Source organism: Austwickia chelonae (assembly GCF_003391095.1).
In the GTDB taxonomy this organism is placed as follows: Bacteria; Actinomycetota; Actinomycetes; order Actinomycetales; family Dermatophilaceae; genus Austwickia; species Austwickia chelonae_A.
Genome location: NZ_CP031447.1, coordinates 1,945,792 through 1,965,979, shown reverse-complemented (window position 1 = coordinate 1,965,979; position 20,188 = coordinate 1,945,792). Strand labels below are relative to the sequence as shown.

The following is a 20,188-nucleotide window of genomic DNA, read 5'->3' as shown; positions in this document are numbered from 1 at the left end:
GGTAGGTCTTCGAACGGTCCCTGGGACGCCACCGTGATGGTTCCTGTGGACTAGTCCCGGATAGCCCATCCGAGCGAAAAATGCGAAACCAGACCAAAGGTGCGTGAGCAGCGAGGAAAGCGTGGCTAGCCTGAGGAAACCACCGCAGATCGGTGTGTCCGATGGACCTGAAGGTGAGTCCCGTCATGAGTTTGACCCTGGAAGAGTCTCGTCACCAGCTGCTGCACTCGGCAGCCCAACTCGTCGGGCGTTCGCCCGGGGAGCCTGCCGAGCGCCTCCTGCAGCGTTACTACCGGCACGTCGTCACCGAGGACCTGCTGGCGCGTCGCCCCGAAGACCTCGTGGGCGCGGCACTGTCCCACCGTTCCCTGGCCGGGCAACGCCCGGTCGGCTCGGCCAATGTGCGTGTATTCACCCCTACCGTCGAACAGGAGGGATGGACCACCGGCCACACGGTCGTCGAGATCGTCACCGACGACATGCCCTTCCTGGTCGACTCGGTCTCGGCCTATCTGGCCCGGGAGAACCGGTCCGTGCATCTGCTCGTCCACCCACAGCTCGTCGTTCGGCGCGACGCCGCCGGCGTGCTACAGGAAGTGCTGGACGTCCGGGGCCATGAAGTCCCCGATGAATTCGGTGTCGGCGTCGAGTCGTGGATGCATCTGCAGATCGACCGAGAGAGCGACCCCCAGGCCCGCGAAGACCTCGCTGCCGGGCTGCGTCGGATCCTGGCCGATGTCCGAGTAGCCGTCGAGGACTGGCCCCGGATGACCTTGCGGGCGCAGGAACTCGCCGAGGAACTCGTACAGGCCCCTCCGATGGGGATCGACCACGAAGAGATCGAGGACGCGCGCGCACTGCTCGGATGGCTCTCCGAGGGGCGTTTCACTTTCCTGGGTTATCGGGAGTACACCCTGGGGTCGGACGCCGAGAGCGACCTTCTGGAGCCGGTTCCCGGGACCGGCCTGGGCCTGATGCGCTACGACGCCGAGAGCCCGGCTGCATCCGGTTTCAATCGGCTGACCGGACCTGTGGCCCAGAAGGCCCGGGAGAAGAAGGTCCTGGTGGTCACCAAGGCGAATACGATCTCCACGGTCCATCGCCCGGTCTATCTCGACTATGTCGGGGTGAAAACCTTCTCGCCGTCCGGTGAGGTCACCGGGGAGCGCCGTTTCATCGGGCTGTTCACCGCTGGGGCCTACACGCATTCGGTGACTCAGGTCCCCTTCATCGCGCAGAAGGTGCAACGGATCATCAACCAGAGTGGCTTTGCCCCGGACAGCCACCTGGCCAAGGACCTCCTGGAGGTCTTGGAGACCTACCCTCGTGATGAGCTCTTCCAGTCCGATGTGGACGTACTCTCCGAGATCTCCACGGCGGTCGTCCACCTCCACGAGCGACGCCAGGCACGGCTCTTCCTGCGTAAGGACGACTACGGCCGTTACATGAGCTGTCTGGTCTACATCCCCCGGGACCGGTACAACACGACGGTGCGTCTGCGCCTGGAGTCCCTGTTGAAGAGGGCTTTCAACGGCGAGAGCGTCGAGTACACGACCAGGGTTTCGGAATCCTCTCTGGCCCGACTGCATTTCGTGGTCCGGGTCAAGCAGGGCACCGAGGTGCCCGATGCTCACTTGGACGAGCTGCAACGTCAGGTGACCGAGGCCGCTCGCACCTGGGCGGAGGATCTCAGCGAGGCGGGCCGGGCCGAATGCGGCGAGGAAGCTGCGTCCCGTCTGCTGTCGCGTTGGGGTGACGCCTTCCCCGAGGCTTACAAGGAGGACTTCCAGGCCCGGGTGGCGATCGCTGACCTACGCCATGCCGAACAGCTCAGCGACAGTGCTGATCTGCGACTCAACGTCTACCACGTACCGGGTGCACCGACGGGGGAGCGCCGGCTGAAGCTCTACCGTCAGGGATCGTTGTCATTGACGTCGATCCTGCCGATCTTCACCGACATGGGGCTGGAGGTCACCGACGAGCGTCCTTACCGCCTGCAGAGCGCCGATGGCACCGTCGTCCACATCTACGACTTCGGGATCCGAGCCGACCAGGAGGAGTCCTGGACCCGTGGCCCGGAGGGTGCTCGGAACAGGTTCCAGGAGGCTTTCAAGGCGATCTGGTCTGGGGAGGCCGAGAGCGACGGGTTCAACGCCTTGGTGCTGTCTGCGGGCCTGGACTGGCGGCAGGTCGTGATCTTGCGTGCTGTGGCCAAGTACCAGCGGCAGACCGGGACCCCGTTCACCCAGTCGTACCAGGAGGGGACCCTCACCACGCACTCGACTTTGGCTCGCCATCTGGTCGAGCTGTTCGAGACGCGTTTCGACCCGGATCTGTTCGACGGCCTGGCTTCTTCGGGGCGCCAAGCTGCGCAGGACGCGGTCATCGAGCGGATCATGACTGCTCTCGACGACGTGGCCAGCCTCGACCAAGATCGCATTCTTCGCTCTTTCCTGGGCGTCATCCAAGCTACGTTGCGGACGAACTACTACCAGACTCCGCGCGCGGGGGAGGACGGTTTCGTCCCGGATGTGAAACCGACGGTCTGTTTCAAGCTCGATCCGAAACAGGTGCCGAATATTCCTGCGCCGCGGCCGATGTTCGAGATCTGGGTGTACAGCCCCCGGGTCGAGGGTGTGCATCTGCGTTTCGGGAAGGTCGCCCGTGGTGGTCTGCGGTGGAGCGACCGGCGGGAGGACTTCCGGACCGAGATCCTGGGTTTGGTCAAGGCTCAGATGGTCAAGAATGCGGTCATCGTTCCCACGGGAAGCAAAGGTGGTTTCTTCGCGAAGCAGCTGCCCGACCCCGCAGCGGACCGAGATGCTTGGCTGGGGGAAGGTATCGCCTCCTACAAGCTCTTCATCTCGTCCTTGCTGGACGTGACCGACAACCGGGTCGGCGGGGAGATCGTGCCGCCCGAGCGGGTCGTACGTCATGACCCGGAGGACCCCTACCTGGTGGTCGCGGCGGACAAGGGCACCGCGAAGTTCAGCGATATCGCCAACGGGGTCGCCCAGAGTTATGGGTTCTGGTTGGACGACGCCTTCGCCTCCGGTGGCTCGGCCGGCTACGACCACAAGGGCATGGGCATCACGGCTCGAGGAGCCTGGGAGTCGGTCAAGAGGCACTTCCGTGAGTTGGGCATCGATGTCCAGACCGAGGAGTTCACCGCGGTCGGTGTCGGAGACATGAGTGGTGACGTCTTCGGCAACGGCATGCTGTTGTCGCCGTGCACCCGTTTGGTCGCGGCTTTCGACCATCGGCACATCTTCCTCGATCCGAACCCTGATGCCGCTGTGTCCTACACCGAGCGTCGGCGGATCTTCGATCTGCCGAGGTCGTCCTGGGACGACTACGACCGGTCGTTGATCAGTGAGGGCGGTGGGGTCCATCCGCGGACGGCGAAGTCGATCCCGTTGACTCCCCAGGTCCGGGAACGTCTGGGCATCGCAGGTTCGGTGACCTCGATGACTCCTGCTGAGCTGATGAAGGCGATCCTGCTGGCACCGGTGGATCTGGTGTGGAACGGCGGCATCGGTACCTATGTGAAGGCCTCCACGGAGACCTCCGCCCAGATCGGCGACCGTGCGAATGACGCCATCCGGGTGGACGGCCGGGATCTGCGGTGCCGGGTGGTCGGCGAGGGCGGCAACCTGGGATGCAGCCAGTTGGGCCGGATCGAGGCGGCAACCGCAGGGGTGCGGATCAATACCGATGCCATCGACAACTCGGCCGGTGTGGACACCTCCGACCACGAGGTGAACATCAAGATCCTGCTCACCGGGATGACCCGGGAGGGCGACATGACCCTCAAACAGCGCAATATCCTGCTCGCGTCGATGACGGACGATGTGGCTTCCCAGGTGCTGCGGGACAACTACGAGCAGAACGTGCTGTTGGGCAATGCCCGGAGCCAGAACTCGGTGATGTTGGCCGTACACGAGCGTTTCATCCGGTGGTTGGAGGAGCGTGGTGAGCTGGATCGTGCACTGGAGTTCCTGCCCGACGAGGCGGAGGTCAACCGTCGTAAGCAGAATGGTGACGGGCTGGAGTCGCCGGAGCTCTCCGTGCTGGTGGCCTACGCGAAATTGGCGCTCAAGTCCGATCTGAGCGAGAGCGGGCTGGCCGACGAGCCGTGGTTCCGGAGCACTTTGGCGGAATACTTCCCGCCTGCGGTGCGGGAGTCCTACGTGGGACATCTGGATGAGCATCCGTTGCGGCGGGAGATCATCATCAACTCGGTCGCGAACTCGGTGGTCAACCGAGGTGGGATCACCTTCATGTTCCGTGCAGCCGAGGAGACCGGCGGAAGCCCCGAGCAGATTGCAACGGCCTTCGTGATCGCCCGGGAGATCTTCGACCTGAGGTCGTTCGTCGAGGCGGTCGAGCAGCTGGACAATGTGGTCTCGACCGATATCCAGACACGAATGTACTTGCAGTTCCGCCGCTTGCTGGATCGTTCGGTGCGCTGGTTGTTGCAGCGTCGCCCCGGACGGGTGGATGTGGCTGCGGAGATCGAGCGGTTCAGTGCCCCGATCGCCGACCTGGGCGCGCAGCTTCCTGAGCTGCTCGTCGGTGAGGAGGCGGAGCGTCAGCGGGCCAGTGCCCAGCAGATGATGGAGGCAGGGGTTCCTGAGCCTTTGGCTGTCCGGTGGGCCGGGCTTCTCGATTTGTACGCCTGCCTGGACATCGTGGAACTGGCGCAAGACCTCGATCAGCCGGTCGTTGAGGTGGCGAAGGTCTACTTTGCGACCTCGGAGCATTTCGGTGTGGACGGGATGCTCGGCCGGGTGGCCGATCTGCCGCGGAAGAACCGGTGGGATGCCTTGGCCCGTGGGGCGATGCGAGACGATCTCTATTCGGTCCTGGAGTCGCTCACCCGATCGATCGTGACCTCGACGGAGGTCTCGCAGGAAGCTCCGCAGCGATTGGCGTCCTGGCTGGAGGCCAACGCGGCGGCGATGGAACGGACCCGTGCCGCGTTGAGCGGGATCGACGACCTGGAACAGCCGGGGCTGGCGCCTTTGTCGGTGGCTTTGCGCACTCTTCGTGGGGTGGCGCGGGCTGGTAGCGGCGCTGGCTGAGCCAGGTCCTCGGGGCCTGTCCGTCGACGATGTCCCGCCTTTCTGCTCGCGCAGGGGCGGGACATCTCGCGGTTCTGGAGGTGAATGGTCGAAAGTGCGGTGCCGTGGGCCTGCTTCGAGCAGCGTCCTTCTGGTACGGCAGAGAGCGTGTTCCGAAGTGATCCGGGTACGCTCAGGCCGTGCCGACACTCAACGATGTTCTTCAGGAGCACCCCGGTCTCGGGGCGGCCGATGTCGATTGGCTGCATCTTCTCGTAGGCGACTGGCAGATCCTGTCGGATCTGTCCTTCGCAGACCTGGTGCTCTGGGTCTATGACACCAGGTTGGCGCCGGGCAGCTGGGTGGCGGCTATGCATGTGCGGCCGAACACCGGACCGCTGGTTTTCTTCGATGACATCGTGGGTTCGGTGGCCGGTGCTGCACGCCAGGCGCTCCTGGAGCTGTGCGCGAGCCGGGGGCGGGTCATCCGTGATCGGGTTCCGGAGTGGCGGGACGAAGTTCCCGTGCGTGAGGATGCGATTCCGGTGGTGCACGGTGGCCGGGTGATCGCGGTCATCACCCGACACAGCAATCTGGCGACGATGCGTTCGCCCAACCGGTTGGAACTGACCTTCCGGGGGATCGCCGATACCTTGGCCCGGATGATCGCCTCGGGGGAGTTCCCGATGGCTGGCGCGCCGACGGGGATGCGGCGTGGTGCTCCCCGGGTAGGGGACGGCGTGGTCCGGTTGGACATCGAGGGCGTGATGACCTACGCCAGCCCTAATGCGATTTCGGCGCTTCACCGGTTGGGGCACCACGGGGGTGTGGACGGGGTCTCGTTGAGCGAGATCACGACGGCGTTGATTCCGGGACACACCCAGGTCGACGAGTCCTTGGCCGTGGTGGTGACGGGACGGGCGCCTTGGCGCACCGAGGTGGAGTCGAGGTATGCGACCTTGTCCTTGCGCGCAATTCCGCTGACGGAGGGCGGTGCGCGGATCGGTGCGGTGGTCCTGCTCCGCGATGTCAGTGAGTTACGGCGTCGTGAGCGTGAGTTGTTGACGAAGGACGCCACGATCCGGGAGATCCATCACCGGGTGAAGAACAACCTGCAGACGGTGGCTGCGCTGTTGCGCCTGCAGTCTCGGCGAGTGACCGATGACCATGCCAAAGCGGCGCTGCAGGAGGCCGTGCGTCGAGTGGCAACGATCGCGTTGGTGCATGAGACCCTCAGCCAGGGGTTGGAAGAGGTCGTCAATTTCGACGACATCGTCGCTCGGGCGTTGAACGCGGTGGTGGAGGTCGCCAATCAGGACGACGACATCTCCTGGAAGCGGACAGGGAGCTTCGGGATGATCAGCGCGGAGGATGCTACGTCGATGGCGATGATCGTCACTGAGCTGGTGCACAATGCGGTCGAGCACGGGTTACGGCCTGGCGGGGGGACGGTCACGATCGATGCCCAGCGAAAGCGTGAAGGTGATGACGAGTACGTGACGGTGGTGGTGGCCGACGACGGGTCGGGGCTTCCGGACGATTTCCGGCCGGGGAGCTCAGGCCTGGGTACCCAGATCGTGAGCGCATTGGTGCAGGACCTGCGCGGGACGATCGAGTGGCGCCCGTACGAGCCGCGAGGAACGCAAGTGATTTTCCGGGCCAGGTTGCGTAGGGCGACGGCCGGGATGTGACACGCAGATGCGGGTGGTACCGACCGTCACGGTCGGTACCACCCGCATCTGTGAAGTCTGTCTTTTCGTCCTCAGCTGGCGCGGCGTGCGCGGGCGTTGCGACGTTTGAGGGCGCGGCGTTCGTCCTCGGAGAGGCCTCCCCAGACGCCTGCGTCCTGGCCGGACTCGAGAGCCCACTTCAGGCAGGTGTCCTGTACATCGCAGCGTCGGCAGACGGCCTTGGCCTCTTCGATCTGCAGCAGGGCAGGGCCGGTGTTGCCGATGGGGAAGAAGAGTTCGGGGTCCTCCTCCAGGCACGCAGCGCGGTTGCGCCAATCCATCATCAAGCTCCTGTGTGTGTGCGGGTTTTCCGGTTACGGGCGGGAACATCCCCGGAAAGACGTCACGCCTTTTCCCTATCGGTCGTTGATGGGGAAAGCGACGTGGCGACGATCGGCCACTATTAAGCGTGTGCGTCGGGTCTCGTCTCGTGCGACGACGCCAGCGCGACCAGGCCAACGTCGGTGGTGGCCGGATTGTTCCACGCGTTCAGTGCCTCACTTGTCCGCGGAAGATCACGTGCAGTTCACGTGGTGGTTTCCGGTGAGACGTCAGGCTCTGCTCGGTTGATCCAGTCTACGGGCATGGCCGGTCACAGGGGAAGAGTTTTGCGCATAACTGCCCCAGGTTAGCCTGAAAACAACCTGATTGCTTCAGGTGTCCACGGGCGTGTCGGCAGGTCGTACGTCTTGAACGATCGTCTGTGAGCTCTTCGACGTGAAATTGATATTTCAACAAAGGTCTCACATCGTGAACTTTCTGGCGGTGTGCGACAGTGCGAAGCTCCCAGAACTCCTTGCGCCGGGCCGGGTCGGTACGTTGGCGAGGTGACCCGAGTTCTCACCTTCCCGAAGGATGCTCCTGGCATCGTCACCAAGGTCGCGGTAGGCGTCCTCGTCCTCCAAGCGGCGATCATCCTCGGCTTCACCGTTTTCTACGCTGTCGAGCTCGCCCGCGGGGAAGGTTCCGACCGTATGCGGGTGGCCATGTCGATGGTCGTCTTCCTCCTCGGGGTGGCCGGCCTCCTTGCTCTCGCGAGGGCTTTGTGGAGAGGCGCGGACTGGCCTCGGACACCAGCCGTACTGTGGAACGTCCTCGTGCTCCTGCTGTGCCCGACGATGCTCGAAGCCGGTCAATGGCTGCTTGCTGCAGCGGTGGCCGCGCTCTGTGTAGTAGGAACCTCCTGCGTCGTCCTCGCCGGCCGAGAGGTGCGGAACACCTGAATCACCCGGGACTCGCCGTTGTCCAGCACGGCAGCCCGTCCGGGAACCGCTGGTTCGTGAACGGACACGACCGTCCCGTAGAGATCGCCGGCTCGTGGTCCTGGGTTCAGGACCACCCCGTACGAAGACCGACGTAGTCTGCCGACCAGACCTCGATAGGAATCCACCAGATCGGCGAAAGCCCCTGAAGCGATGACCGAACCGGTGTGCCGAGCAGCAGCGTAGGCGGTCAAGATCTCCTCGAGGCGGCCGTCGATCTGCTCCACGTCGTCGACCAGGCAAACCGTGCGGGGCTGCTCCTGAAGTACGGACAAGAGTTCTTCAGCATGCTCCGGACCGAAAGCTGTCTTCGTGCTGGGGAGGGCAGTTGTGTCCGGTGACCTTCCCAGGGCGGGACCGCAACGGACATGAGGCACCTGGGCCTCGGCAAGTCCTTCGGCCAAGAGCTCCAGCGCATGGGTGCGTCCGCTCCCACGAGGTCCGGCGATCAACACGCTCCGACCGTCCAGGATCAGGCTCGTGACCGCACCTTCGTGGTCGATGCCGAAAGGGACGGTGACCGAGTGGCCGACGACAACCGGTGCTGCCGACCGGTGATCTTCCTCGTCGACCTGAGCGGGAAGCGCCCGAATGCGCAGCTGTGGCCCGGGGCAGCTCAGATGGGGAGTTCGTTTCGCGGAGGGCGCATCGCCAGCGCCTTCGCCCCCGGCATCGAAGAGTGCCACCTGAGCCTCCGCATCGTTCCACGAGAACTGGACACGCCCCGGGGTCTGCCGACCAGGAGCTGCTTCTACGCCGGCCAGGTAGGCATCGGTCTGATCGGCCAGAGGCAGGACCATCCGGCGGGTGAGGACCGAGGAGATCGGGCCGCTCAACAGGCCACGGCCTCCCGTGGCCACCACCGTGATCCCGACAGCAGCGCCAGCTCGAAGGGCCTGGATCAAGGATTCGGTGCCGATTCCGTGATCGGCCCGGTCCAGGGCATCTCGCAGGTCCTCCCAGGCATCGATCACGAGCAGCTTTCTCTGGGAAGAGGGTTCGCTGAGACGGCCCAACTCGTGGAACAAGGCGATGAGCCGCTGGACGGCACCGATCTCGCTCAGCCGCAGATAAGCACCGACATGTGGATAACGGCGCAGGCCGGAGAGCCCACCAGAGGCATCGACGACGTACACGGAGAGATCCGCCGGGCAGGAGGCCTCCATCGCCGATCTGACGAATGAGGACGCTGCAGTGGTCCGGCCGCTCCGGGCTCCGCCGACGACAGCCAGGTGACCGTGGGCCGGATGCCAGACGGCGCCGACCCGCCGCCTGGTCGAAAGCTCGTCGACGAGAAGCACCGGGCGGAGAACGCCTGCACAATCCGGAACCTCCGGGACGCTCCCGAGGTCGGAGTCATGGAAGCCATCGAACAGATCGTGCACGGCTGTCGAGGTCGTGGCGACCTCCTCCGCCGTGATCATGGTCGGCAGAGGCGGAAGCCACGGCGGTTCCGGCGTCGGGGCACCGGCGAGTACACCGGCTTTGGCGACAGCCGAGACAAGGCGGTGTAGATCGGTGGATTCTTCGTCCGCTTCTTCAGCAGAGGCCGGAGACCCAGCTGGTGGGGAAGCAGAGTGGACCAGCGGAGACTCCTGAACACCGGGACAGGCTCCCGGAGCAAGGACACGGCGGACCTCCAACGGGACGACTCGCCGTCCCCGGCGGCTTCCCAGATAAGCGGTCTGTACGGTGATCGGCTCCTGATCGGCGCCACGGATCACCGCGCGCCCCGGTCGGCGGGGGCTGATCCGGGCGGCCGATTCGGTCTCGACCAGGTCGAGGGAATCATGAGGGTCACGAACGCGCAGCGCGATCCGCAGCGAGATATTGGCACGCATATCGGCCGAAACGATGCCGGCAGGGCGCTGGGTCGCCAGGACCAGGTGCAGGCCCAGGGAACGCCCCAGGGCGGCCAGACGCACCAGCCCGGAGACAAAGTCGGGAAGCTCGTCCGCCAGCGAACGGAATTCATCGATCACGACCACAAGCCGTGCGATATGGGTCAGCGGGTGACCGTCCGGACCGAGACGTCCGGCATCGACCATCCGGTGGTACTCCTCCAGATCACTCGCACCTGCCGCCCGCAGCAGAGACTCGCGTCGGCGGAGCTCCGCATCGAGCCCCGCCAGCGCCCGACGAGTCTGTGCGTCGTCGAGGTCGGTGACCAGGCCCACCACATGGGGCAGAGCGGTACAAGCATCGAAGGCGGAACCACCCTTGTAGTCGATCAGCACGAAAGCCAACCGGTCTGGGCGATTCACCCGGGCAAGGCCGGCGACGAGGGAACGGAGCAGCTCCGACTTGCCCGATCCTGTGGTCCCGCCGACCAGGATGTGCGGGCCGTCCGTGCACAGGTCGATGCGCACAGCTCCGTCGGCACCTCGTCCGATGGCGACGGCAGTACTCGCCGGTGACTGCAGCCATCCGCGGACGATCGACTCAGGGTCGAAAGCATCCTCGACGAGTTCACTGATCCGGACGGCCTCCGGTAGCTCATGACCTGCGGACGGGGTGGCATCCCGTAGTGGAGCGAGCGCGTGGGCGACCTCCTCGGCGACCTCCAGCGGACAGAGATCCGGCCGGACACTTCGTGACCCGGCCGGAGTGCGGATCTGCGCCTGATGGCCTAGGCCTGTGTGGTGGCCGACCAGCACGGTGGTGGCGCACTCGGCGGGGAGATCCCGACGATCTGTGGCGAGACACAGTACCGCGATGCCGTGTGCTGGGCCTTCCTGGAGCAGGATCGACAGGTCGGGGTTCTCCCGGAGACGAGGCCCGCCGATCAGGACCACCAACTGGTCGGGCCCGTTGCGGTGGCCTGTTCTGAGGGGTGCTCGTGGCGAGGAACGGCGGGTCTGTAACTCGCTCAACAGGGGTGCCAGTCCTCGGCGCAGCAGGCCGCAGTCGTCGATGTGGAGAACCTGGACGCTGGCCGGATCGTCCACGGCGCGGACGTGGGGTAACCGGCCGAGCCATGCCCAGTCGGCCAGAGAAGACAGATCCTCGCCGACGACCCACAGCCGGAGCGCCCGAGGACTGTGCCATGTGGCGATCTGTGTCAGGAAGGCACGGAGCAGTCCCTCGGCGGCGTGGTGGTCCTCGATGCTCGAGGTGTCAGGGGCGAGTCCGGTCACGGCGTCAATCGCCACGGTGACCGGGACGTCGGTCAGGGATGGGTGCTCGACATGCTCTCCGTCGTGGACGGCCAATGTGCTCGGGGTGCTACCACGTCCCACACTGAGCTGCATCCAGTCGTAGTCCTGGTGGCGACGGGCCCATAGTCGGTGGTCTCGGAGGAGACAGACCTCGACGACGGTGGCCAGGTCGGGGCAGGAGAGTCTGCGTATCGAGGCTTCTTCTGCCAGGAGCACCGCGGTTCTCCGCTGGGATTCCTGTAGGAGGGTCCGATACTTCTCCGCCTCCTTCTGCCGGTGTCCGCGGCGGTGCCGTCTGTCGGTGAGATGTTGGGCCAAGGACAGGACCGGTCCCAGCAGGCCGAAGAGGAGGAGCGTGGGACTGTGCAGGAGGAAGGCTGCTCCGGCGGAGAATGCCAGAGGCAGCAGGAGGAGGATCCAGGAGAGTCGGGGCTGTTCGCCTCCTACCGGTGGCGTGGGCCGGCGGATGGTCCCAGACACAGGCTGAGTGACCTCTCTCGGTGCCGGATGAAACGAGACCGTTCCGTCTCCGCGGGGCCGACCTGCTGTCGGAGAAATCGCGCTCAGGGGACGGACGACGATCCCGGTGGCACCCAGGTTCAGGACGTCTTGCGCCCGGACCTGGATGCTGGTGCCCTCCATGGGGCGGCCGTCGAGATGTACCCCGTTGCTGGCGCCATGGTCGTGGGCGGTGACCCCGGTCGGGGAGACCCGCAAGGTGGCATGTCGACGTGAGGCGGTGCGATCGCTCAGGGGGATGTCGGCGTCCGGGCTCCGACCGATCAGATGATCACCGTAGGGCAACGCGACCCGACGTCCGGCGTCAGGACCGGAGACGATCCGTAGATCGACCACGGCGGCCTGACCCGTCGGTGCGGCAGGCCGGGAGGCCTCCCAGACGATGACGGACCCATCGAGGAGCGGGGGATGTCCGAAGAGGTCGGTGTCCTCGACCAGAGTTCCTGCGCAATGGGGAAGCGCATCGCTCGGGGAGAGGGAGTCGGCGGAGCGGTTGATTCCGAGTTCGTGTTCGAAGACGGCACGTAGCGCGGAGAAGGGGGTGTCCTCGGGGGCGGTGACGAGCAGGTTCAGCTCGGAGCAGTCGGCGGCGCCGTGGCGCAGGGTGATCGTGAGCTCCATGCGGAGCATCCTGGGCGTTGGGGGTCCGGTCGGGTGGCTCGGAGAGCTGAGCCTGTGGATAAGTGGCGACAGGCCGGAGGTACTTCCCGGTAGCGCAAACCTTCGCTACCGTAACTTTCGCTTCCGTAAGTTACGGTGGCGAAACCTTCGGGAGCGTAAGTTCAGTTGCCGAGGTCTCTTCCGTCCTCTACCGAACGGAGTCGGCCGATGACCTTCCCCGTGCTTCCCACGATCATCCAGGGCGGAATGGGCGTCGCTGTTTCCTCCTGGCAGATGGCCCGCGCAGTAGCCTCCACAGGACAGCTCGGAGTGGTCTCCGGGACGGCCCTGGACTCGGTCCTGGCACGGCGTCTCCAGGACGGAGACCTGGCCGGGCACTGTCGCAGGGCGCTCGCAGACTTCCCCGATCAGGGGATGGCCGAGCGGGTGCTGACGAAGTATCACCGTCCGGACGGTCGCGCGTCCGGCACGCCCTATCGTCCGCAGCCGCGGCTGACTGCCTCACCCGGTCAAGACGCCCTGGATCTGGCGATCACCGGGAACTTCGTCGAGGTCTGGCTGGCCAAGGAAGGGCATCAGGGGCTCGTCGGGATCAATCTTCTGGAGAAAATCCAGATGGGGACACCGGCAGCACTTCTCGGCGCTCTGCTGGCCGGGGTCGACGCAGTGCTGATGGGGGCGGGCATTCCCCGTGAGATTCCTCAACTGATCAGAGATCTCACGGCAGGTCGTGCGGGGGAACTGACGCTTGACGTGGCCGGTGCCACCCGTCGACATGTGACGCGTCTCGACCCTCAGACCGCGTTGGGGGTACCGGTGCCGACCCTGTCGAAACCGGAGTTCCTGGCGATCGTGTCGGTGCACTCCTTGGCGACCTATCTGTGTCGTGACGACCGGATCCGCCCGGACGGGTTTGTGGTCGAAGGTCCATTGGCCGGCGGGCACAGCGCACCACCGCGTGGCGCTTTGCAGCTGGGAGAGGACGGTGGGCCGGTCTACGGTCCGAGGGATCTCGCTGATCTGACGAAGTTCGAGGGGCTGGGGGTGCCTTTCTGGGTGGCCGGCGCTCAAGCTGATCCCGAAGGGGTGGCCGCCGCGCTGGCCGAGGGCGCGGCCGGGGTGCAGTGCGGAACGGTCTTCGCCTTGTCCACCGAGTCGGGTCTGGCAGCTCCGCTGCGCGAACGTTTATTGGCCGAGGTGCGTTCGGGCAGTCTGCGGGTGCGGAACGATCCGAGGGCTTCGCCGACGGGTTTTCCCTTCAAGTTGGCCGAATTGACCGACTCGGCCTCTCAGGAGGGGATCTACGCGCAACGTCCGCGACTGTGCGATCTGTCCTACCTTCGGGAGCCCTACGAGCGGCCGGACGGTTCGCTGGGCTATCGCTGCCCGAGCGAGCCGGTGGATCTCTACCTGCGCAAGGGTGGGGCAGAGGCGGACACCGTCGGACGGCGTTGTCTGTGTAATGCGCTGATGGCCAACATCGGACTGGGGCAGACTCGCAAGGACGGTTACGTGGAAGTCCCCGGGGTGACCCTGGGGCAGGACCTACGGGGGGCACGGCGCCTGTTGGAGCTGTACCCGCAGGGCTGGTCGGCGGCGGAAGCGGTGCGCTGGCTCCTGTCCGACCAGGAGGCGTCAGGCTTCTTCCTCCCCGAACTCACCGACCCACCACGCGTCGATCTGGCTTATCCGTACGCGGGTGAACCGGATGTTGACCAGCTGGCCGCCGACGATCACCTTGACGTGGGTCAAATTGAGATATTCGGGGCTAGGAACCGGTAGATGGCGGGCTTCTCGGCGGCTGCGGAAATCGGTCCGGTGTTGGACAGCATCGGGGAGGACGATCTGGAACCCCTCGCCGAGTTCTTGTCCGTTCCGCCCGCCGGACTCTGCGAGATAGGCGGTCCATAATTTCGTCCATCGGGCGAAGGAGACGGCTCTGCCTGAAAGGACCGTTCCGTTCACGGACAGACCGATGCTGATGGCCTTGTCGGTGTCGCTTTCTCCGGGGATCGCCGAGAGCAGGGAGTCGAGCAGCCAATCCCTGGTATCGAAATCCGCTGGGGTGAGCCCGTCGGGGTCGTTGGCCCAGTCGTACTCGGGTGGGGGAAGGGTCCCGGTGCCATGGGGGATGTTCATGTCATCGACCATGAACCTACATTAGGGTGGCATGTCCGAAAACGAGGAGAACGGCGACTCCCTTCCGCACCAAGAATATTCTTGTCGGCTGAGGGGGGATGCCGGAGTCGCCTCGCAGAGTGGGCGCTGAAGTCGCCGACTCTTGATCCGGGTCGGCTTGCCAGATATCCGCTGACAAGCGTGTTCTCAGGATGCCACGATGTCGCTCGTGATGAGAGTCAGACATGTCTTGCTCGGGGTGTCGGTTGCGGCATCGATCGGTCTCGTCGGAGGTTGCGGGGTGCCGTCGCTGGTGGCCGGGTCGGTCCCCGGGCTGTCTGCGACCGGTGCGGCCCGGGAGGAATTTCCGCCGATCAGTGAGTCCTCGTTGACTCCTGCCCAGCAGCGTTTCTTGGCCGTGGTACGTGCGGAGTACCGGTCGCCACGTCAGGGGACGGAGTATTCCCAAGGCGCGGATGAGCCGTGGTGCGCCAACTTCGTGTCCTGGGTGGCGAAAGAATCCGGTGCGCCACTGGCCAATCCGCACTCTGGTGGGTGGCGTATACCTGGCGTGTGGACCTTGCAGGATTCCTTGGTGAAGAAGGGTGCTTTCCGGTCGGCTGACTCCGGTTACCGGCCGAAGTTGGGCGACATCGTGATGTACCGGGAGTCCTCGCCCTTCGGGCATCACACCAATTTCGTGCTGGAGGAGAAGGACGGGGTGCTCACCACGGTCGGGGGCAATGAGGAGGGCAAGATCGCGGTCACTCGGCATCGACGGGGGCCGGAGCTGGCGATCATCGGGTTCGGGGTGCGCTGAACGGGTGGCCGACCGTCGCTGCCGAGATCGAGGCATTTACCGCGTTCGACGTGCTGTCGGCATTGGAGGCCCAGGACCGCGTGACCCGGCCTGTGGGGCGTTTCTTCCTCGACCACGACCTGTGCTGGTCGCCCCGACCCTGGCTGCCGTTCCGGCGCTGCACGGCGCTCTGGCCTATGACGTCCCCGGCCAGGAGCGCGCGCTCCTGGCTGCGCTGCATCTTTGCCCGGTGGACTGAAACCGGTCACTGGGACCGGTATGTGTGGGCTCTGTCGGGCACTATGCACCATCTGCGAGAATAAAAGCCGTTCCAGGAGCGTCGCGGCATGCCGCGTTCGTCGACCAGCAGGAGCACGCACGGTGTTGTCAGAGTACGGAGACTCCACTTCTTCGGGGGGCAAGGGCCCCTCAGCGGTCGGAGGTCGTAAACAGTCCTCCTCCGCAGGGAGACGCCGACGGTCGCCTACCTCGGACAAGCAGAGCCACCTGTCCGCGGCGGGCGAGCGTAAGCGTCTGTCCGCGGACAAGGACCGACACGGCGGCAGAGCTGGCCCGGATCGCAGACCCCCGAGGAACGACCGCAAGGACCTCCAGTCGGACTGCGGCAACTGCTTCGGCCTGTGCTGCGTGGCCCTGCCCTTCGCCCGCTCCGCCGACTTCGCTGTCGACAAGCCCGCCGGCAAGCCGTGCTCGAACCTCCAGCAGGACTTCCGCTGCGGCATCCATGTGCAGCTGCGCGACAAGGGCTATCAGGGCTGCACCGTGTTCGACTGCTTCGGCGCCGGGCAGAAGGTGTCCCAGATCACCTTTGGAAGGATTGACTGGCGTCAGGTGCCGAAGACAGCGGGCTCCATGTTTGAGGTCTTCTCCGTGATTCGACAGTTGCACGAGCTGCTTTGGTATATCACCGAGGCCCTCGACCTCCCGTCGGCCCGCCCCGTGCACAAGGAGCTGCGGAAGGCGCTGGCCCACATCGACGGTGTGACCCGCGGCAGTGTCGAGTCGATCAGTGCGCTGAACGTGAATACGCTACGCAGCGAGGTCAACACACTGTTGCTGCGCGCCAGCGAGCTGGCCAGGGCTCAGGTTTCGGGCCGTAAGAAGAGCTACCGTGGAGCCGATCTGATCGGTGCGAAGCTGTCCGGTGCCGACCTCAGCAAGGCGAGCTTGCGCGGCGCTCTCCTCGTCGCGGCCGACCTCAGCGGGGCCGATCTGCGCGGCGCCGACCTGATCGGGGCCGATCTGCGGGACGCCGATCTGTGCGGCGCGGACCTCACCGGCGTGCTGTTCCTCACCCAAGCGCAGCTGAATGCGGCCAAGGGCGACGCGGCTACCGTACTGCCGCCGGCGCTCAGTCGGCCCGTTCACTGGTAGACGCGGAGAGCGCCACGGCGGTAACGACCAGCCCCTGTCGGACGCGCCACTCTCCGCCCACGCCGAGTAACACGATGGACGCGACGGGTACTACGGCGGCCGCGTGGTATCCGGCGCAGCGGGTCACGCTGCCGACGACGCCCTCCGGCCAACGTGGTATCCCGCGGGCCGATTCAGTGTCTGCCCGGAGGACGACCTGAAAGGGTGCGCTGAGCGGGTGGCCGACCCTCACTGCCGAGGGGTGTGACGGGCCTCACATCACGGAGACGGGCCGGTGAATCAACCGTGTTGTGATGAAGGTTCACGGCCTGTGGCGGACGAATTCCTGCTGCGGGTCGTGCTGGTATCTCAGGCCGGGAACAAAGGTCCTGAACTCCACCTAAGGTTCTTTCCGGACATTCGTCCAGGTTGAGGGCTGACATATCGGGGGACAGACGATGACACCGGCGGGGGAGCTGGTCGAGAACGAGGTGCGGGAACTCGTACGTCGTGAAGGGGTGGATCCCCTTACGCAACGGGCGGCCTTCCTCGAGCTCGTCGAAGCTGCGATCGAAGACTACGAACTCAGGTGTTTGACCAGCAGCCTTCCTCGGCTCACCGACCCGCAGGGCACCATCCGTCAGGTCATGGACGCCATCGCCGGCTACGGTCCTCTCCAGCGTTATCTCGACGATCCCGCTGTCGAGGAGATCTGGATCAACGGACCCCACCAGGTGTTCGTCGCTCGTGGTGGAGTCGCCGAACTCACCACCGTCGTGCTCACCGACGAGAGCGTCCGCGACCTCGTCGAACGCATGCTGAAGACCTCTGGGCGTCGGGTCGACCTGTCCTGCCCCTTCGTCGACGCCACCCTCCCGGACGGCAGCCGGCTCCACGTCGTCATCCCTGACGTCTCCCGGCGGCACTGGCTCGTCAACATCCGCAAATTCGTCGCCCGCGCGGAGCGACTCGACGACCTCGTCCGCTTGGGATCTCTCCCCGCCCCGGCGGCACACTTCCTCGAAGCCGCCGTCGCCGCCGGGCTGAACATTCTGGTCGCCGGCGGAACCCAGGCAGGCAAGACCACCATGCTCAACTGTCTCTCCAGCGCAATACCGGCCCGAGAGCGCGTCGTCACCTGCGAAGAAGTCTTCGAGCTGAAATTGCAGTGCCGTGACTGGGCCGCCATGCAATGCCGCCAGGCCAGCCTGGAAGGCACCGGCGAGATCCCGTTGCGCAGGCTCGTCGTCGAAGCCCTGCGGATGCGTCCCAACCGCATCATCGTCGGCGAGGTCCGGCAGGCCGAGAGCCTCGACCTACTCCTCGCCCTCAACAGTGGCGTCCCCGGGATGTGTACCCTGCACGCCAACTCGGCACGCGAAGCGATCACCAAGATGTGCACCCTGCCCCTGCTCGCGGGGGAGAACGTGGGGTCCCGCTTCGTGGTGCCCACCGTCGCCAACGCCATCGACCTCGTCGTCCACCTGGGAGTCGACCCAGGCGGGCGCCGAAGAGTCCGCGAGATCGTCGCTTTACCCGGGCGGGTCGAAGGAGATGTCGTCGAGGTCGCCGACCTCTTCGTGCGCCACCACGGGGTGCTCACCCGCGCCGACGGCTATCCGCCCCACCACGACCGCTTCGAACGAGCCGGATACGATCTCGCCACTCTCCTCGGCGGAGGGCACGCATGAGCGGCGCCGCGGTGGGGCTTCTCTTCGGCGCGGGGCTCTTCTGCCTGTGGAACTCGTTGTGGCCGCAGGAGAACCGGAACCGTCGGCGGCCTGCCTGGATACTTCGGATCCAGGACGATCTCGTTCAGGCCGGATTCACCCGGTACCGCCCGCGGCATCTCCTGGCCGTCTGCGCAGGCATCGCTCTCGTCGTCCTGCTGTTGGTGTACAGCGCCACCGAAGTGTTTCCCATCGGGGTCTCCTTCGCCACGCTCTCCGGCTACGCACCGGTGCTCTTCGTCCGCTCTCGTGCCCGGCATCGACGCCTCGCCTTGCGTGAGGTCTGGCCCGACGTCGTCGACAACATCGCCTCAGGGGTTCGCGCAGGGCTCTCTCTACCCGAAGCGCTGGCGCAGGTGGGCACCCGCGGACCGGCCGAACTCCGACCGGCCTTCACCGCCTTCGCCGACGACTACCGCGCGACAGGCCGATTCAGCGTCTGCCTGGACGACCTCAAAGAACGCCTCGCCGATCCGGTCGGCGACCGACTCATCGAATCCTTGAGGATCGCCCGCGACGTCGGCGGAAGCGACCTGGGACGACTGCTGCGGACCTTGTCGGGTTTCCTCCGCGACGATGCCCGGACCCGCGCAGAACTGGAGACCAGACAAGGATGGACGGTGAATGCGGCACGCCTGGCGGTGATAGCGCCCTGGGCGGTCCTGGCGATGCTGTGCACCCGCCCCGACTCGGTCCGCGCTTATGCCGGAACAGGTGGAAGCCTCGTCCTACTCGTCGGCGCGGTGGTCTCGCTGGCCGCCTACCGACTGATGACGGTCCTGGGCAGGCTGCCTGAGGAAGAACGGGTGCTCAGATGAATGGCATCATTGCGCTCGGCGCACTCTGTGGACTCACCCTGGCCGCGGGGATCCTGCTCGTCTGGGCACGGCTGCCCTTCCGCCGTACCCCTACCCTGACCGACCGGCTGGCGCCCTACGTCAGGGACGCTGCTCCGACGAGCACTCTTCTGCAAGCGCGCCGACACCCCCAGGACACTCAGCCCTGGGCCTGGACGGAACCGCTGCTGACCCGCGCCGCCCAGGCGATCGACACAGCACTCGGCGGTTCCCACTCGGTGGCCCGCAGGCTCACTCGGTCCGGTCAACTCGCAGATGTGGCCGCCTTCCGCGTGGAACAGGTCGTCTGGGGCGCCGCCGGTGCTTTCGCCGGACTCGGCATGGCCGCCCTCCTCTGGGCGCGCAGGCCCGGCTCGCTGCTGCTCCCTCTGATGGCACTGCTCCTCGGAACCCTGGGCGGGATCCTGCTGCGTGATCATGAACTCTCTCGGGCGGTCAACCGGCGTGAACAGCGAATCATCGCTGAATTCCCCACCGTGGCAGAACTCCTCGCGCTCTCTGTCAGCGCAGGAGAAGGGACGGCAGCCGCCTTGGAACGGGTCTGTCGGCTTTCCTCCGGAGAGCTGGCCGATGAACTCCGCCGCTGCCTGGCGGACGCCAGAGCTGGAGCCACCCTGCCCGTCGCACTCCAAGGCATGGCACGACGCACCGGACTGCCTGCCCTGGGCCGATTCATCGACGGCGTTGTCATCGCCTTGGAACGCGGCACCCCGTTGGCTGACGTGCTGCGCGCGCAGGCCCAGGATGCTCGCGAGGAAGGACGCCGGGAGGTGATGGAGACGGCTGGCCGCAAGGAGATCTTGATGCTGCTTCCCGTGGTCTTCCTCGTGTTGCCGGTGACGGTGCTCTTCGCGGTCTATCCGGGGTTGATCTATCTGCGGTTGACCCCATGAACTCTTCGGGAACGTCGAACGACTCTGTTCGTGAAAGGAAGATAGATGAGGATCCCATCGATGT

Annotated in this window: 12 protein-coding genes; 9 read left to right on the top strand and 3 right to left on the bottom strand. The window is 65.6% G+C overall.

The window, feature by feature from the left end; genetic code table 11:
- The first annotated feature begins 185 nt into the window (after positions 1-185).
- Complete coding sequence (locus DX923_RS08570) at positions 186-5,084, top strand: NAD-glutamate dehydrogenase (RefSeq protein ID WP_162872866.1); 4,899 nt, start codon at positions 186-188, stop codon at positions 5,082-5,084.
- Between the two features lie 179 nt (positions 5,085-5,263).
- Positions 5,264-6,754: a sensor histidine kinase gene (locus DX923_RS08565; protein WP_116114108.1), complete on the top strand. Its 1,491-nt coding sequence runs from the start codon at positions 5,264-5,266 to the stop codon at positions 6,752-6,754.
- 71 nt (positions 6,755-6,825) lie between these two features.
- Here DX923_RS08565 and DX923_RS08560 read toward each other — a convergent pair whose 3' ends face one another.
- Positions 6,826-7,074, bottom strand: a complete 249-nt coding sequence (locus tag DX923_RS08560) for a WhiB family transcriptional regulator (RefSeq protein WP_006503122.1) — start codon at positions 7,072-7,074, stop codon at positions 6,826-6,828.
- A gap of 546 nt (positions 7,075-7,620) precedes the next feature.
- On the opposite strand from DX923_RS08560, the gene DX923_RS16170 reads away from it, so the two are divergent.
- A complete protein-coding gene (locus DX923_RS16170) occupies positions 7,621-8,016 on the top strand; it encodes a hypothetical protein (RefSeq protein WP_162872865.1) in 396 nt (131 codons plus the stop codon).
- Here the strand turns inward: DX923_RS16170 and DX923_RS08550 are convergent.
- Positions 7,926-12,353, bottom strand: coding sequence for an FtsK/SpoIIIE domain-containing protein (locus DX923_RS08550; protein WP_162872864.1), 4,428 nt, complete (start codon positions 12,351-12,353; stop codon positions 7,926-7,928). The two genes, DX923_RS16170 and DX923_RS08550, sit on opposite strands and share 91 nt — an antisense overlap.
- Before the next feature lie 207 nt (positions 12,354-12,560).
- Between DX923_RS08550 and DX923_RS08545 the strand changes: the two genes are divergently transcribed.
- The 3 genes from DX923_RS08545 (at position 12,561) to DX923_RS08535 (ending at position 16,665) form a co-directional block, all read left to right on the top strand.
- Positions 12,561-14,135 carry a nitronate monooxygenase gene (locus DX923_RS08545; protein ID WP_240322567.1) on the top strand — a complete coding sequence of 525 codons (1,575 nt, stop codon included), beginning with the start codon at positions 12,561-12,563 and terminating at the stop codon, positions 14,133-14,135.
- A gap of 556 nt (positions 14,136-14,691) precedes the next feature.
- Positions 14,692-15,291, top strand: coding sequence for a CHAP domain-containing protein (locus DX923_RS08540; RefSeq protein ID WP_116114102.1), 600 nt, complete (start codon positions 14,692-14,694; stop codon positions 15,289-15,291).
- A 627-nt stretch (positions 15,292-15,918) separates the two neighbouring features.
- Positions 15,919-16,665 (top strand): pentapeptide repeat-containing protein, encoded by a 747-nt coding sequence (locus DX923_RS08535; protein ID WP_240322566.1) that lies wholly within the window; start codon positions 15,919-15,921, stop codon positions 16,663-16,665.
- Here DX923_RS08535 and DX923_RS17150 read toward each other — a convergent pair.
- Positions 16,643-16,897, bottom strand: a complete 255-nt coding sequence (locus DX923_RS17150) for a hypothetical protein (RefSeq protein WP_430732266.1) — start codon at positions 16,895-16,897, stop codon at positions 16,643-16,645. The genes DX923_RS08535 and DX923_RS17150 overlap by 23 nt on opposite strands.
- Before the next feature lie 205 nt (positions 16,898-17,102).
- Between DX923_RS17150 and DX923_RS08525 the strand changes: the two genes are divergently transcribed.
- Genes DX923_RS08525 through DX923_RS08515 form a run of 3 tightly spaced genes read left to right on the top strand, consistent with a single transcriptional unit; the run spans position 17,103 to position 20,124 of the window.
- Positions 17,103-18,335: a CpaF family protein gene (locus tag DX923_RS08525; protein WP_116114098.1), complete on the top strand. Its 1,233-nt coding sequence runs from the start codon at positions 17,103-17,105 to the stop codon at positions 18,333-18,335.
- A complete protein-coding gene (locus DX923_RS08520; RefSeq protein WP_116114097.1) occupies positions 18,332-19,192 on the top strand; it encodes a type II secretion system F family protein in 861 nt (286 codons plus the stop codon). Before DX923_RS08525 ends, DX923_RS08520 begins: the two co-directional genes overlap by 4 nt.
- Complete coding sequence (locus tag DX923_RS08515; RefSeq protein ID WP_116114095.1) at positions 19,189-20,124, top strand: type II secretion system F family protein; 936 nt, start codon at positions 19,189-19,191, stop codon at positions 20,122-20,124. The genes DX923_RS08520 and DX923_RS08515 overlap by 4 nt, the downstream gene beginning before the upstream one ends.
- Positions 20,125-20,188: the final 64 nt, after the last annotated feature.

Bases quoted from the DNA above. Each gene is read 5' to 3' on its own strand.
- DX923_RS08570 (WP_162872866.1), top strand. From the start codon at position 186: ATGAGTTTGACCCTGGAAGAGTCTCGTCACCAGCTGCTGCACTCGGCA.
- DX923_RS08560 (WP_006503122.1), bottom strand. From the start codon at position 7,074: ATGGATTGGCGCAACCGCGCTGCGTGCCTGGAGGAGGACCCCGAACTC.
- DX923_RS08550 (WP_162872864.1), bottom strand. From the start codon at position 12,353: ATGGAGCTCACGATCACCCTGCGCCACGGCGCCGCCGACTGCTCCGAG.
- DX923_RS08545 (WP_240322567.1), top strand. From the start codon at position 12,561: ATGACCTTCCCCGTGCTTCCCACGATCATCCAGGGCGGAATGGGCGTC.
- DX923_RS08540 (WP_116114102.1), top strand. From the start codon at position 14,692: ATGTCGCTCGTGATGAGAGTCAGACATGTCTTGCTCGGGGTGTCGGTT.
- DX923_RS08525 (WP_116114098.1), top strand. From the start codon at position 17,103: ATGACACCGGCGGGGGAGCTGGTCGAGAACGAGGTGCGGGAACTCGTA.
- DX923_RS08520 (WP_116114097.1), top strand. From the start codon at position 18,332: ATGAGCGGCGCCGCGGTGGGGCTTCTCTTCGGCGCGGGGCTCTTCTGC.
- DX923_RS08515 (WP_116114095.1), top strand. From the start codon at position 19,189: ATGAATGGCATCATTGCGCTCGGCGCACTCTGTGGACTCACCCTGGCC.